This window comes from Streptomyces verrucosisporus (assembly GCF_017114865.1).
Taxonomy (GTDB): Bacteria; Actinomycetota; Actinomycetes; order Streptomycetales; family Streptomycetaceae; genus Streptomyces; species Streptomyces fenghuangensis.
Genome location: NZ_JADEYH010000016.1, coordinates 80348 through 93921 on the forward strand (window position 1 = coordinate 80348; position 13574 = coordinate 93921).

General features: G+C 72.3%; 16 protein-coding genes. 7 read left to right on the forward strand and 9 right to left on the reverse strand.

Annotation, left to right across the window (positions count from 1 at the left end):
- Positions 1–97: 97 nt before the first annotated feature.
- The 5 genes from icmA to IQ279_RS18070 form a co-directional block, all read right to left on the reverse strand.
- On the reverse strand, positions 98–1798 hold the full coding sequence (gene icmA, locus IQ279_RS18050) for a coenzyme B12-dependent isobutyryl-CoA mutase large subunit (RefSeq protein ID WP_206349598.1): 1701 nt from the start codon (positions 1796–1798) through the stop codon (positions 98–100).
- 117 nt (positions 1799–1915) lie between these two features.
- Positions 1916–2254: a DUF3817 domain-containing protein gene (locus IQ279_RS18055; RefSeq protein ID WP_206349599.1), complete on the reverse strand. Its 339-nt coding sequence runs from the start codon at positions 2252–2254 to the stop codon at positions 1916–1918.
- Positions 2255–2358: 104 nt separating this feature from the next.
- Positions 2359–2868 carry a MarR family winged helix-turn-helix transcriptional regulator gene (locus tag IQ279_RS18060; RefSeq protein WP_093847613.1) on the reverse strand — a complete coding sequence of 170 codons (510 nt, stop codon included), beginning with the start codon at positions 2866–2868 and terminating at the stop codon, positions 2359–2361.
- A 95-nt stretch (positions 2869–2963) separates the two neighbouring features.
- Entirely contained in the window at positions 2964–3254 is a 291-nt protein-coding gene (locus tag IQ279_RS18065; RefSeq protein ID WP_206349600.1) for an MTH1187 family thiamine-binding protein, read from the reverse strand.
- A complete protein-coding gene (locus tag IQ279_RS18070) occupies positions 3251–3625 on the reverse strand; it encodes a DUF3817 domain-containing protein (protein ID WP_206349601.1) in 375 nt (124 codons plus the stop codon). Before IQ279_RS18070 ends, IQ279_RS18065 begins: the two co-directional genes overlap by 4 nt.
- An 84-nt stretch (positions 3626–3709) precedes the next feature.
- On the opposite strand from IQ279_RS18070, the gene IQ279_RS18075 reads away from it, so the two are divergent.
- The 5 genes from IQ279_RS18075 (at position 3710) to IQ279_RS18095 (ending at position 7539) form a co-directional block, all read left to right on the forward strand.
- A complete protein-coding gene (locus IQ279_RS18075) occupies positions 3710–4348 on the forward strand; it encodes an AIM24 family protein (RefSeq protein ID WP_206349602.1) in 639 nt (212 codons plus the stop codon).
- Positions 4349–4538: 190 nt separating this feature from the next.
- Positions 4539–5189, forward strand: coding sequence for an AIM24 family protein (locus IQ279_RS18080; RefSeq protein ID WP_206349603.1), 651 nt, complete (start codon positions 4539–4541; stop codon positions 5187–5189).
- Positions 5186–5965, forward strand: a complete 780-nt coding sequence (locus IQ279_RS18085) for an AIM24 family protein (protein ID WP_206349604.1) — start codon at positions 5186–5188, stop codon at positions 5963–5965. The genes IQ279_RS18080 and IQ279_RS18085 overlap by 4 nt, the downstream gene beginning before the upstream one ends.
- A gap of 68 nt (positions 5966–6033) precedes the next feature.
- Positions 6034–6510, forward strand: a complete 477-nt coding sequence (locus IQ279_RS18090; protein ID WP_206349605.1) for a MarR family winged helix-turn-helix transcriptional regulator — start codon at positions 6034–6036, stop codon at positions 6508–6510.
- 183 nt (positions 6511–6693) lie between these two features.
- Positions 6694–7539 (forward strand): hypothetical protein, encoded by an 846-nt coding sequence (locus tag IQ279_RS18095; protein WP_206349606.1) that lies wholly within the window; start codon positions 6694–6696, stop codon positions 7537–7539.
- 45 nt (positions 7540–7584) lie between these two features.
- Here the strand turns inward: IQ279_RS18095 and IQ279_RS18100 are convergent, their stop codons facing one another.
- Both IQ279_RS18100 and IQ279_RS18105 read right to left on the reverse strand, forming a co-directional pair.
- Positions 7585–9111, reverse strand: a complete 1527-nt coding sequence (locus tag IQ279_RS18100) for a sensor histidine kinase (RefSeq protein ID WP_443742666.1) — start codon at positions 9109–9111, stop codon at positions 7585–7587.
- A 64-nt stretch (positions 9112–9175) separates the two neighbouring features.
- Positions 9176–9841, reverse strand: a complete 666-nt coding sequence (locus IQ279_RS18105) for a response regulator transcription factor (protein ID WP_206349608.1) — start codon at positions 9839–9841, stop codon at positions 9176–9178.
- A gap of 123 nt (positions 9842–9964) precedes the next feature.
- Here IQ279_RS18105 and IQ279_RS18110 point away from each other — a divergent pair, with 123 nt between their 5' ends.
- A complete protein-coding gene (locus IQ279_RS18110) occupies positions 9965–10471 on the forward strand; it encodes a PepSY domain-containing protein (RefSeq protein ID WP_206349609.1) in 507 nt (168 codons plus the stop codon).
- 19 nt (positions 10472–10490) lie between these two features.
- Here the strand turns inward: IQ279_RS18110 and meaB are convergent, their stop codons facing one another.
- Positions 10491–11450 carry a methylmalonyl Co-A mutase-associated GTPase MeaB gene (gene meaB / locus IQ279_RS18115; RefSeq protein WP_206349610.1) on the reverse strand — a complete coding sequence of 320 codons (960 nt, stop codon included), beginning with the start codon at positions 11448–11450 and terminating at the stop codon, positions 10491–10493.
- Between the two features lie 198 nt (positions 11451–11648).
- Complete coding sequence (locus tag IQ279_RS18120; RefSeq protein ID WP_206349611.1) at positions 11649–12875, reverse strand: acetyl-CoA C-acetyltransferase; 1227 nt, start codon at positions 12873–12875, stop codon at positions 11649–11651.
- 137 nt (positions 12876–13012) lie between these two features.
- Here IQ279_RS18120 and mce point away from each other — a divergent pair, with 137 nt between their 5' ends.
- On the forward strand, positions 13013–13444 hold the full coding sequence (mce, locus tag IQ279_RS18125; protein ID WP_206349612.1) for a methylmalonyl-CoA epimerase: 432 nt from the start codon (positions 13013–13015) through the stop codon (positions 13442–13444).
- Positions 13445–13574: the final 130 nt, after the last annotated feature.

A 13574-nucleotide genomic window follows, 5' to 3' on the forward strand; every position in this document is an offset into this window, starting at 1 on the left:
CTTTCCGTGACAGGCCGGAGACCCGGCTCCCGTCCCGGAGGGACGGGAGCCGGGCGGGGTCCGGCACACGGCGTGGCGCACGGTGCGACGCGCCGCCTCAGAAGCCGGCGGGCTCGGTGTAGACGCCCCACTCCTCCCGCAGCACCCCGCAGATCTCGCCCAGCGTCGCCTCGGCGCGCACCGCGTCCAGCATCGGCTCGATCATGTTGGAGCCGTCCCGGGCGGCGGCCAGCATCCCGTCCAGGGCGGCACGCACGCGCGCCTCGTCGCGCGCGGCCTTGCGGTCGGCCAGCACGCGCACCTGCTCGCGCTCGACCTCGTGGCTGACCCGCAGGATCTCCAGGTCCCCGGTGACCGAGCCGGTGTGGCAGTTGACGCCGACGACCTTCTTCTCGCCCTTCTCCAGCGACTGCTGGTAGCGGAAGGCGGCCTCGGCGATCTCGCCGGTGAACCAGCCGTCCTCGATGCCGCGCAGGATGCCGGAGGTGATCGGGCCGATGGGGTGCTGCCCGTCGGGCACCGCGCGGCGGCCGCGCTCCCTGATCTGCTCGAAGATCTTCTCGGCGTCGGCCTCGATCCGGTCGGTCAGCGCCTCGATGTACCAGGAGCCGCCCAGCGGGTCGGCCACGTTGGCCACACCCGTCTCCTCCATCAGCACCTGCTGGGTGCGCAGCGCGATCTCCGCGGCCTGCTCGCTGGGCAGGGCGAGGGTCTCGTCCAGGGCGTTGGTGTGCAGGGAGTTGGTGCCGCCCAGCACCGCCGCCAGCGCCTCCACGGCGGTGCGCACCACGTTGTTGTACGGCTGCTGGGCGGTGAGCGAGACACCCGCGGTCTGGGTGTGGAAGCGCAGCCACTGCGCCTTCTCGCTCTTCGCGCCGTAGACGTCCCGCATCCAGCGGGCCCAGATCCGCCGGGCGGCGCGGAACTTGGCGATCTCCTCGAAGAAGTCCAGGTGCGCGTCGAAGAAGAACGACAGGCCGGGCGCGAAGGCGTCCACGTCCAGGCCGCGCGAGAGGCCCAGCTCCACGTAGCCGAAGCCGTCGGCGAGGGTGTACGCCAGCTCCTGCGCGGCCGTCGAGCCGGCCTCGCGGATGTGGTAGCCGGAGACCGACAGCGGCTTGTACGCCGGGATGCCCCGGGCGCAGTGCTCCATCAGGTCGCCGATCAGGCGCAGATGCGGCTCCGGCTCGAAGAGCCACTCCTTCTGCGCGATGTACTCCTTGAAGATGTCCGTCTGGAGCGTGCCGTTGAGGACGGCGGGGTCCACGCCCTGCCGTTCGGCGGCCACCAGGTACATGCAGAACACCGGCACGGCCGGGCCGCTGATCGTCATCGAGGTGGTGACGTCGCCCAGCGGGATGTCCCGGAAGAGGACCTCCATGTCGGCGGCGGAGTCGATGGCGACACCGCAGTGGCCGACCTCCCCCAGCGAGCGCGGGTCGTCGGAGTCGCGGCCCATCAGGGTGGGCATGTCGAAGGCGACCGACAGCCCGCCGCCGCCGGCCGCGAGGATCATCTTGTAGCGCTCGTTGGTCTGCTCGGCGTTGCCGAAGCCCGCGAACTGGCGGATGGTCCAGGTCCGGCCGCGGTAGCCGGTGGGATACAGACCGCGGGTGAAGGGGAACTCGCCGGGCCAGCCGATCCTCTCGAACCCCTCGACGGTGTCGCCGGGCGCGGGGCCGTAGACCGGCTCGACGGGGTCGCCGGAGAGCGTGGTGAAGTCGGCGTCCCGCTTGCGTGCGGTGTCGTACCGGGCCTGCCAGCGGCGGCGGCCCTCTGCGATGGCGTCAGCGTCCATACGCACAAATTTACTAGGACGTCCAAGTAATTGTCGATGGAAGACCGCCCGGTGCGGCGCGGCGCACACGGACGGTCCAGCGTGCCTCGACCCCGGGGCCCGGGCCCCGGGGAGCCCTCAGGCCTCGGCGGGGACGGCCTCGTCGTCCTCGACCAGCGGCTCGACCTCGCGCGAGACCTTCCGCTCGACGAAGAACGCGGCGGTGGGGATGGTGCCGGCGAGCAGCACCCATGCCAGCTTGCCGAACTTCCACTTCGCCTTGGAGCCCAGGTCGAAGGCGAAGACCAGGTACAGCACGTACAGCCAGCCGTGGGCGAGGCTGACGACGTAGGTGAAGCCCTCGGCGCCGTCCGTCTCCAGCAGGTATTTGCCGATCATGCCGATGACCAGCAGGACCAGCAGGACACCGGTGACGTAGGCCATCACCCGGTAGCGGGTGAGCACGCTCTTCTTCATGCACACGAGCGTAACCGGCACCGCGCGTCGTCCGGCCGGGGCCCCGGGACGGCGGAACCCGGCGGTCCGGTGAGCACTCTGCGGGAGTGCGGCGGGAGCGCGGCTCAGCCTTCCTTGAAGTCCCCCGCGGCCACACGCAGCGGTCTGAGCAGCGCGAAGATCTCGTCGCACTCCTCGTCGTCGTACGCCCCCAGCCCGAAGTCCATCGCCATCAGGTCGCGGGTGGCCGCCTCGCACACCTCGCGCCCCCGGTCGGTGATGGAGGCGAGCGTGCCGCGGCCGTCGTTGGGGTTGGGGCGCTTGGCCACCAGACCGGACCTCACCAGGCGGTCGACGGTGTTGGTCACGGAGGTGGGGTGGACCATCAGCCGCTCGCCGATCTTCGACATCGGCAGTTCGCCCGCCTTGGAGAAGGTCAGCAGCACCAGCGCCTCGTAGCGGGCGAAGGTCAGACCGTAGGGCTTGACGACGGCGTCGACCTCGGCGAGCAGGATCTGGTGCGCACGCATGACCGAGGTGATCGCGGCCATCGAGGGCACGGAGCCCCATCGCTGCTTCCACAGTTCGTCGGCGCGGGCGATCGGGTCGAACGTCAGGCTGAGCGGCTTCGGCACGGCTACGACCTTACCGGCCGGTCACATCGTGGTCAGCTCCGTCTCAGCAATCGGGCCGCCCGGCGGCTGCGCCGCCGGGCGGGACAGGCCGGCGCTCAGCCCAGGTGCCGCTCGACGGTGGCGACCTTGGAGGTCAGACCGTCGGTGACACCGGGGCGGATATCGGCCTTGAGGACGAGCGAGACACGCGGCGCCCGGGCCTCGACGGCGGCCACCGCCCGCCGCACGACCTCCATGCACTCCTCCCACTCGCCCTCGACCGAGGTGAACATCGCGTCGGTGCGGTTGGGCAGCCCGGACTCGCGGACCACGTGCACCGCGTCGGCGACGTACTCCCCCACGTCCTCGCCGACCCCGAGCGGAGTGACGGAGAAGGCGACGATCACGCGTCCACCGCCCCCGTGCGGGGCCGCTCGTCCTGCCCGGCCCGCTCGGCGCGGGCCCGGGCGGCGATCACGCTCGCCTCGGTCTCGCGGCGCAGCAGCCTGTCGGCGTAGAAACCGCCGCCGGGCAGCACCGAGAGCGCGAAGTAGAACGCGGCGCGGCTCATCGGCCACCTGGCTCGGTTCCAGGCGTCCAGCCAGAAGATCACGTAGAGCACGAAGAGGGCGCCATGGACGGCGCCCATCACCGGCACCGCGTTGAACTCGGTCGTGCGCTTGAGCACGGAGCACACCAGAAGCAGCAGGAAGGAGACTGCCTCCGGGGTGGAGACGAGCCGGAGGCGGCGGAGCGCCGAAGCGGTCTTGAGGTCCACGGGAGATCCTTTGTGAAGGGATGCACAAGCTCTGTCATTGTGGCAGCCTCCCGCCGGAGGCCCGCGTCCGGGTAGATTCGCACCGTGGCTCAGTTCCGACTCCAAGGCGGCAAGGTCCTCGCCGTCGACCTGGCAGGCGACACCGTCAGGGCCAAGAACGGCTCGATGGTCGCCTACGACGGCCAGATGGCCTTCAAGAAACTCACCGGCGGCGGTGAGGGCCTGCGCGGCCTGGTCACCCGCCGCCTCACCGGCGAGCAGATGGAGATGATGGAGGTGAAGGGGCAGGGCACCTGCTACTTCGCCGACCGCGCGAGCGACATCGGCCTGGTGACGCTCCAGGGGCAGAAGCTCCATGTGGAGTCCAGCAACCTGCTGTGCGCCGACGGCTCCCTGCGCACCGGCACCACCTTCACCGGGCTGCGCGGCGCCTCCCAGGGCAACGGCCTGTTCACCACCACGGTCGAGGGCACCGGCACGGCCGCGCTGATGTCGGACGGCCCGGCGGTGGTGCTGCGCGTCACACCGCAGTCCCCGCTCCAGGTGGACCCGGGGGCGTACGTGGCCCACACCGGGGATCTGCGGCAGGAGTTCCAGACGGGCGTGAACTTCCGGACCTTCATGGGCGAGGGGTCGGGCGAGTCCTTCCAGATCCGCTTCGAGGGCGAAGGGCTGGTCTACGTCCAGCCCAGCGAGCGGAACACGATCGGCGGTGATGTCTGACCGTGAGCGACGCACGTGCGGCCACCGGCCCGCAGACCACCGCCAAACCCGCACCTCCGCGCCGCACGAGCGGAGAAGCCCACGAAGAAAACACCGTGAGCGACGCACGTGCGGCCACCGGCCCGCAGACCACCGCCAAACCCGCACCTCCGCGCCGCACGAGCGGAGAAGCCCACGAAGGGGGTGCTTGATGCCGTTCCGGGAGATCGGTTCCAAGATGGTCGAGGCCCGGGTGGCGCCCGGGCAGCGGATGTTCAGCCAGCGCGGCGCGATGATCGCGTACAAGGGCGAGGTCTCCTTCACACCCAGCATCCAGGGCGGCCAGGGCGGCATCGGCTCGATGATCGGGCGGCGGCTGGCCGGCGAGGCGGCTCCGCTGATGGTGGTGGAGGGCGACGGCACGGTGCTGTTCGGCCACGGCGGCCACCACGTCGAGGTGGTCGAACTGTCCGGCGACACCCTCTGCGTGGAGGCCGACCGGCTGCTCGCGTTCGACGGGACGCTGGAGCAGGGCACGATGTTCATGGGCTCCCAGGGCGGGGTCATGGGCATGGTGCGCGGCCAGGTGACCGGGCAGGGGCTGTTCACCACGACGCTCTCCGGGCACGGCTCGGTGGCCGTGATGGCCCACGGCGGGGTGATCCGGCTCCCGATCACCCCGGGCCGCCCCGTCCACGTCGACCCGCAGGCGTACGTCGCCCACCACGGGGACGTACGCAACAAGCTCTCCACGGCGCTCGGCTGGCGGGACATGGTCGGGCGCGGCTCGGGCGAGGCGTTCCAGTTGGAGCTGTCCGGGCAGGGCGAGGTGTTCGTACAGGCCAGCGAGGAGAAGCTGTGAACGGTCCGATCGTCCACGACGCCCACACCCTGCCGCCGAACGACAACGTCAACCCCTACGCGTTCTGCGTCGACCTGTCGGGCCGGTGGTTCCTGCAGAAGGGGAAGATGATCGCCTACTACGGGCAGATCACCTTCAACGGCATCGGCCACGGCCCCCTGGACAGGCTGGTCGCCACCAGCTTCCACTCCCCGCTGCACGCCTCGGACTGGGTGGTCGCCGAGGGCAAGGGCAGGATGCTGCTCGCCGACCGCGCCTTCGACGTCAACTCCTACGACCTCGAGGACGGCAACCTCACCATCCGCTCGGGCAATCTGCTGGCCTTCGAACCGAGCCTGGCGCTGAAGCAGTCCATCGTCCCCGGTTTCGTGACCCTGCTGGGGACGGGGAAGTTCGTGGCGGCCTCCAACGGCGAGGTGCACTTCGTGGAGCCGCCGGTCCGGGTCGATCCGCAGGCGCTGGTCGGCTGGGCGGACTGCCCCTCGCCCTGCCACCACTACGACCACCAGTACATGCGCGGCGTACTCGGCGGGCTGCGGGCGATGACCGGGATCGGCGGCGTCTCCGGTGAGGAGCACCAGTTCGACTTCACCGGGGCGGGCACGGTGCTGATCCAGTCGACCGAGGTCCTGATGGAGGAGCGGGACACCGGCGCCCCTCCGCCGTCGCAGCCGGGCGTCCCGGGCGCGGGCGGCGGACACGGCGGGCGCGGCGGGCAGCAGATGCCGCAGCTTCCGGGCCAGTTGGGCGACATCCAGCGCCGTTTCGGACTGTGACCGGATCGATTCCCCCGGTGAGGGTCCGCGGCCGGAGCGCTCCCGACCGCCGGGTAGAGTCCGAGGACATGGAGAGCGACAAGGAAACCCGCTGGCTGAGCGAGGAGGAGCAGCGCGCCTGGCGCGTGCACCTCGACGTCAACAGGCTCCTCACGCACCAACTGGAGCGGGACCTCCAGCCGTTCGGGCTGACCATGAACGACTACGAGATCCTCGTGAACCTCTCCGAGTCGGACGGCCACCGGATGCGGATGAGCGATCTGGCCGCCGCCACCCTGCAGTCCAAGAGCCGTCTGTCCCACCAGATCACCCGCATGGAGAAGGCCGGGCTGGTGCGCCGGGAGAACTGCGAGTCCGACAGGCGCGGGCTGTTCGCGGTGCTGACCGAGCACGGCTGGAGGACGATGCGCGAGGTGGCGCCGCACCACGTCGCCTCGGTGCGGCGCCACTTCATCGATCTGCTCACGCCCGAGGCACTCGGCGGACTGCACGGCTCGCTGGTCCCGGTCGCCGAGCAGCTGCGGTCGCTGCGCGGACGCGGCTGAGACGCCCCGCCGAACCCCCGCGCCCCGGGGGGGTCCTTGGGGGATGATGAGGGGGACCCGCTCGACAGCCGTGACGGACAAGACGCGGCGGGTCCGCGGCTGACCGGCCCTTTCCGGGGGAGCGCTGGACCGGACGAGCGGGAGGGTCCTCTGCCGTCGGACCCGCGCCAGAGGTGACCTCCGATGAGCCAGCCACCACCGGGCCAGCCGCCACATGACGGCTTCGGCCCTCCGCAGTACCCGGGCGGTCAGCCGCAACAGCCCCAGCAGCCGCCCCCGCCGCCGCAGGGCGGGCCGCCCCAGGCGCCGGGCCCGGTCTACGGCGGCCCGGTGGCGTACCCCCAGGGCGGGCAGTCCGGCTACGCCTACCCCCAGGGCGGGCATTCGCCCCAGCAGTCCTACGGGCAGCCCAACCCGTACGCCGCCTGTCCCCCGCCCCCGCAGGGCGGCGGGCCGAAGGGGGGCAGGGTGGCCCTCATCGTCGGCGGCGCCGTGGTGGCGCTCGCCCTCATCGGCGGCGGGGTCTACCTGGCGGTCGGCGACGACGACGGCGAGCCCGGCGCGGCCGCCACCGTGAGTCCGTCCCCGAGCGTCTCCTCCGAACCGTCGCAGGAGACGGAGGAGCCGGCGGAGCCGACCCCCGAGGAGACGGCGGAGGATCCGCTCGACGACTACGAGCCCACCGACGAACCGGCCGGGGAGCCGCCCGCCGGGAACGACTTCAGGGGGCAGTGGCAGGGCGAGGGCGCCAGGACGCTGACCGTGGGCAAGGCGTTCGAGAGCGGGGAGGCCGAGGGGAAGAACTCGGTCTCCTGGATCGAGTTCGGCGGCGACGGCATATGCGTGGGGATCGGCGAGAACCAGAGCAACGGCTACCGGATGGCGCTCAAGTGCGGCGAGGGCGACGACGAGGAGTACATCGCCGGCACCGCCAGCAAGACCTCGGACGGCGAGAGCATCAAGATCAAGTGGGACGACGAGGGCGGGACCGACACCCTCGACTGGATCGGCGACGACAACCTCTCCTGAACCCGTCCGGGGCCTTCCGGCCTCGCCCGGGCGAGGCCGCCCGGACTACCCGGCCCGCCCGGGCAAGGCCGGGGCCGCGGCGGGCAGCCGCAGGGTGAACAGGGCGCCGCCCTCGGCCGCCCGGCCGGCGGTGAGGCCGCCGCCGTGCCGGACCGCCACGTCGCGGGCGATGGCCAGACCCAGCCCGGCGCCGCCGTCGTCCCGGCTGCGCGCGTCGTCCAGCCGTACGAACCGCTCGAAGATCCTCTCCCGTTCCTTCTCCGGCACCCCGGCGCCGTCGTCGGCGACCTCCAGCACGGCCTGCCCGTGCTCACGGCCCACCCGCACCCGGACGCGGGAGGCCGCGTGGCGCCGGGCGTTGTCCAGGAGGTTGCCGAGCACCCGGGCGAGCTGGCCTCGCGAGCCCGCCACCTCCACCGGTCCCCCTCCCTCGCCGCCCTCGCCGTCCTCCAGGACGACGGCGACCCGGTCCCCGGTGCGCTGGGCCAGTTCCTCCCGCACCAGCGCGTACAGGTCCACCCGCGCGTCCCCGGGGCGCTCCCCGGCGTCCAGGCGGGCCAGCAGCAGCAGATCGGCGGCCAGCGCCTGCAGCCGTACGGTGTCGTGGACCGCGCCGTCGATGTCGAGTAGCCCGGGGTGGGCGGCGGCGACCTCCAGCTGGGTGCGCAGGGAGGCGATCGGGCTGCGCAGTTCGTGCGAGGCGTCGGCGACGAAGCGGCGCTGCCGCTCGACGGACGCCTCCAGGGCGCTCAGGGTCTCGTTGGTGGTCCGCGCCAGGCGGGCCACCTCGTCGCGGGAGGGGGGCTCGGGCACCCGCCGGGACAGGTCGCTGCCGGCGGCGATGGCCGCCATCTCCCGCCGGATGCCCTCCACCGGGCGCAGCGCGCCCCGGGTGACCAGCCAGGTGACGCCCCCGACGACGGCGAGCAGCGCGGGGAGCCCGGCGAGCATGGTGCCGGTGACGGTTGAGACGGCCTCCTCCTGCTCGGCGAGGGAGGCGCCGGCGTAGACGGTGACGGGGACGCGGTCGCGGGTGACGCTCTGCACGGCGACCAGACGGAAGTCCTGCGTCGCCACCGCCCGGGAGCGGTCGTAGGTCACCTCGCCGTCCCCGTCGACGGGCAGGGCGACGGTCCGGGTGACGCTGTTGCGGTCCACCGCGACGGGCTCGTCGGACGGCTTGGGGGCGGCGCCGTCGTCGCTCCCGTCGTCACGGTCGTCGTCGTCACGGTCATCGTCGTCGTCGCGGTCGTCGTCGCTGCCGCTGTCCTCCGGGGAGGGCGTGGCGGGCGCCTGCCGGGGCTCGTCCGGCTTGTTGAAGTCGGCCACGGGCCCGCGTCCGCGCAGCGGGTCACCGGCTCCGAGCACCGCGCCGGAGGCGTCCACGACCTGCACCGGCTCGTCGTCCGCCAGCGCCTCCACCCGCGCCACCCGGTCCGCCGGTACGTCGGCGACCCCGGCGGCGACCTCGCGGGCGGTGGTCTCGGCGTGCAGCCGGGCGTTCTCGGTGAGGCCCCCGCTGAGCACCCCGACCACCGCGATCCCGGCGGCCACCAGGGCCACCGCCACCACGAGCGTGGCGCCGAGCGCGGCGCGCACCCGGACGGTGAGCCGGGCGAGCGGGGAGAGCGCGGGCCTACGCACCGTTCCCCACCAACCGGTATCCGGCACCGCGCACGGTGGCGATCGCCGCGCTGCCCAGCTTGCGGCGCAGCGCGCTGACGTACACCTCGACGATGTTGACGTCGCCCTCGTAGGCGAAGTCCCAGACGTGTTCGAGGACCTCCGACTTGGAGACCACCTCCCCGGCGCGCACCGCCAGGTACTCCAGCACCGCGAACTCCTTGGCGGTCAGCGCCACTTCGCTCCCGTCCAGGGTGACCCGCCGCGCGGCGGGGTCCACTGCCAGCCCGCCCATCCGCAGCACGGAGGCCCCGCCCCGGGTGCGGCGGCGCAGCAGCGCCCTCACCCGGGCGAGGAGCACCACGTAGGAGAACGGCTTGGTGAGGTAGTCGTCGGCGCCGGTGTCCAGGCCCTCGGCCTCGTCGTACTCGCCGTCCTTGGCGGTCAGCATCAGGATCGGTGTCTCGTCCCCTGCGGTGCGCAGCGCCGAGCAGACGCGGTAGCCGTTCATGCCCGGCAGCATGATGTCGAGGACGATCAGGTCGTACGAGCCCTCGGTCGCCCGGTGCAGCCCGTCCCTCCCGTCGTGGACCACGTCGACGGCGAACCCCTCGGCCGTCAGGCCCCTGGCCAGTGACAGGGCGAGCCGCTTCTCGTCCTCCACGATCAGTACGCGCATGGGGCCAGCCTGCCAAAAGGGAGCTGAAGAGATCTTCAGGTGCTTTCAGGGTGCCTTCAGCCGCGCCCTGGGACGGTGTTCCACGTCAGACGTGAGACCCCGTCTCCAGGGAGGAAACCAACCATGAACCGCAAGCTGGTCGTCGCCGCCGTCGCCGTCGCCCTCGCCGTCGGCGGGAGCACCATCGCCTTCGCCGACGACGACACCGCTCAGGACGCCCTGGCCGCGAGCCTGCGGGCTGGCGCCGACACCGGTGACCGGGACGACGAAGCCGACGACCGCGGCGACGACAGCCGGAACGACGACAAGGGTGGGGACAGGGACGACGACCGCGACGAGCCGCGGACGCCGCGCGGCGCCGAGGTCACCCTCCAGGAGGCCGTCGCCGCCGCGCTGAGGGCCGTACCGGGCACGGCGGAGTCCGCCGAGCTGGAGGACGACGACAGCGACCGGCCGGTCTGGGAGGTCGGCGTCCTGGGCGAGGACGGCGCCTGGCACGAGGTCTCGGTGGACGCCGGCAGCGCCGACGTGCTGGAGCGGAGCGCCGAGCCGGACGACCGCGACGACGACGATGACGACAGGGACGACGACAAGGACGCCGACGACCGCGACGACCGCCGCGAGGACTGACGTCCGCCCCCGGTGGGGCTCACCCCCCCGTCAGCCCCGCCACCAGCTCGTCGGCCGCCGCGTACGGGTCGAGCGTCCCGCTCGCGATCCGCTCGGCCAGCGCGTCCAGGCGGCGGTCGCCGTGCAGGTCGCCGATGCGCTCGCGCAGCGCGGTCACCGCGATGGTCTCCACCTCGCGGGCCGCGCGCGCCCGGCGGCGCTCGGCGAGCACTCCGCGCTCCTCCATCCAGGCGCGGTGCTTCTCCAGTGCCTCGACGACCTCGTCGACGCCCTCGCCGCGCGCGGCGACGGTCTTGACGATCGGCGGACGCCAGTCGCCGGGCTTCCGGGCCTCGCCGAGACCCAGCATGTGGTTGAGCTCGCGGGCGGTGGCGTCCGCGCCGTCGCGGTCGGCCTTGTTGACCACGTACACGTCGCCGATCTCCAGGATCCCGGCCTTGGCTGCCTGGATGCCGTCGCCCATGCCGGGCGCCAGGAGGACGACGGAGGTGTCGGCCTGCGAGGCGATCTCGACCTCGGACTGGCCGACGCCGACCGTCTCGACCAGGACGACGTCGCAGCCGGCCGCGTCCAGGACGCGGATGGCCTGCGGGGCGGCCCAGGCCAGGCCTCCGAGGTGGCCGCGGGTGGCCATGGAGCGGATGTAGACGCCGGGGTCGGAGGCGTGCTCGGACATCCGGACCCGGTCGCCCAGCAGCGCGCCGCCGGAGAACGGGGAGGAGGGGTCCACCGCGAGGACGCCGACCCGCCTGCCGGCCCTGCGGTACGCGCTCACCAGCGCCGAGGTGGAGGTGGACTTGCCCACCCCCGGCGAGCCGGTCAGGCCCACGACGTACGCGTTGCCCGTCAGCGGCGCCAGCGCCGCCATGACCTCCCTGAGCTGCGGGGACGCCCCCTCAACCAGCGAGATCAGCCGGGCTACGGCCCGGGGCCTGCCCTGCCGTGCCTGCTCCACCAGTTTGGGGACGTCCACCGCCATACGTGCTGCGCTCCTCGCGTTACTCGGCCGTCGCCGGCCCTCGTCGGCCCTCGTCGGCCGCCGGGCGGCCGCTGTGGTCGGCCGCCCGGTCCGGCCGTCATTCTTCCCGCGCCGCTCGCGCGCCGCCGTGCCGCCGGTCACACGGGCCCGCACCCGCCGCACCTCATGTGCGGCGTGCGGGCCCGTGCGACCGCTCCGTCACTTCTTCGGCACCCGCACGATCAGGGCGTCGCCCTGACCGCCGCCGCCGCACAGCGCGGCTGCGCCGACACCGCCGCCGCGGCGCTTGAGCTCCAGGGCGAGGTGGAGCACGATGCGCGCGCCGGACATACCGATCGGGTGACCCAGCGCGATCGCGCCGCCGTTGACGTTCACCTTTTCGTGGTCGATGCCGAGGTCCTTCATCGACTGCACCGCGACGGCCGCGAAGGCCTCGTTGATCTCGATCAGGTCGAGGTCGCCGGTCTCCAGGCCGTCCTTCCTCAGAGCGTGGCGGATGGCGTTGGACGGCTGCGACTGCAGGGAGTTGTCCGGGCCGGCCACGTTGCCGTGGGCGCCGATCTCGGCGATCCACTCCAGGCCCAGCTCCTCGGCCCTGGCCTTGCTCATCACGACCACCGCGGCGGCGCCGTCGGAGATCTGCGAGGAGGTGCCGGCGGTGATGGTGCCGTCCTTGGCGAAGGCCGGGCGCAGCTTGCCCAGGGACTCGGCGGTGGTCTCGGGCCGGATGCCCTCGTCCTTGGAGAACAGGATCGGGTCGCCCTTGCGCTGCGGGATCTCCACCGGGGTGATCTCCGCGTCGAACAGGCCGTTCTTCTGCGCGGTGGCGGCGCGCTGGTGGGAGAGGGCGGCGATCTCGTCCTGCTCGGCGCGGCCGATGCCCAGGCGGGTGTTGTGCTTCTCGGTGGACTCGCCCATGGCGACGTTCTCGAAGGAGTCGGTCAGGCCGTCGTGGGCCATGGCGTCCAGCATCTGCACCGCGCCGTACTTGAAGCCCTCGCGGGACTTCGGCAGCAGGTGGGGGGCGTTCGTCATGGACTCCTGGCCGCCGGCGACGACCACGTCGAACTCTCCGGCGCGGATGAGCTGGTCGGCCAGCGCGATGGCGTCCAGACCCGACAGGCAGACCTTGTTGACGGTCAGCGCGGGAACGTTCATCGGGATGCCGGCCTTCACCGCGGCCTGGCGCGCGGGAATCTGCCCGGCGCCGGCCTGGAGCACCTGGCCCATGATCACGTACTCGACCTGGTCCCCGCCGATGCCCGCGCGGTCCAGGGCCGCCTTGATGGCGAAGCCGCCCAGGTCGGCGCCGGAGAAGGTCTTCAGCGAGCCCAGCAGGCGGCCCATGGGCGTACGGGCGCCCGCGACGATCACGGAGGTGGTGGCGGACGCCGAACGGGTCTCGGGGTTCGTCTTTTCGGTCACGGTGCGGCCCCTTCGGAGCAGGGAGTTAACGAGGGTTATCGCCAATGTACTGAGCGGTACCGTCCCGGGTCACCGGTCGGTCGGTGTGACCGTGCGCACGTTGCGTAACCACACTCCGAGACGGTGCACTGTCTTCCATGCTGACGCGCATCGACCACATCGGTATCGCCTGTTTCGACCTGGACAAGACGGTGGAGTTCTACCGTGCCACCTACGGCTTCGAGGTGTTCCACACCGAGGTGAACGAGGAGCAGGGGGTGCGCGAGGCCATGCTGCGGATCAACGGCACGGACGACGGCGGCGCCTCCTACCTCCAGCTCCTGGAACCGACCCGCGAGGACTCCACGGTGGCCAAGTGGCTGGCGAAGAACGGCGAGGGCGTGCACCACATCGCCTTCGGCACCGCGGACGTCGACGGCGAGGCCGGGGCGATCCGGGACAAGGGCGTCCGGGTGCTGTACGACGAGCCGCGCACCGGTTCGATGGGCTCCCGGATCACCTTCCTCCACCCCAAGGACTGCCACGGTGTGCTCACGGAACTGGTCACCTCCGCTTCCTCACACCACTGACGACCGCTCCCCCGGCCGGTAGAGTGGCCGTTCGGCCGGGGCTGCGGGCCGGCAGGGGCCCGTCCCATGTTCCGCCGATGATCTGACACCATTTCTCCGAAGGGTCAGTTCACCTTCACCACGACCAGGG

Bases quoted from the DNA above. Each gene is read 5' to 3' on its own strand.
- icmA (WP_206349598.1), bottom strand. From the start codon at position 1,798: ATGGACGCTGACGCCATCGCAGAGGGCCGCCGCCGCTGGCAGGCCCGG.
- IQ279_RS18055 (WP_206349599.1), bottom strand. From the start codon at position 2,254: ATGAAGAAGAGCGTGCTCACCCGCTACCGGGTGATGGCCTACGTCACC.
- IQ279_RS18080 (WP_206349603.1), top strand. From the start codon at position 4,539: ATGCCGTTCCGGGAGATCGGTTCCAAGATGGTCGAGGCCCGGGTGGCG.
- IQ279_RS18090 (WP_206349605.1), top strand. From the start codon at position 6,034: ATGGAGAGCGACAAGGAAACCCGCTGGCTGAGCGAGGAGGAGCAGCGC.
- IQ279_RS18095 (WP_206349606.1), top strand. From the start codon at position 6,694: ATGAGCCAGCCACCACCGGGCCAGCCGCCACATGACGGCTTCGGCCCT.
- IQ279_RS18105 (WP_206349608.1), bottom strand. From the start codon at position 9,841: ATGCGCGTACTGATCGTGGAGGACGAGAAGCGGCTCGCCCTGTCACTG.
- IQ279_RS18110 (WP_206349609.1), top strand. From the start codon at position 9,965: ATGAACCGCAAGCTGGTCGTCGCCGCCGTCGCCGTCGCCCTCGCCGTC.
- meaB (WP_206349610.1), bottom strand. From the start codon at position 11,450: ATGGCGGTGGACGTCCCCAAACTGGTGGAGCAGGCACGGCAGGGCAGG.
- mce (WP_206349612.1), top strand. From the start codon at position 13,013: ATGCTGACGCGCATCGACCACATCGGTATCGCCTGTTTCGACCTGGAC.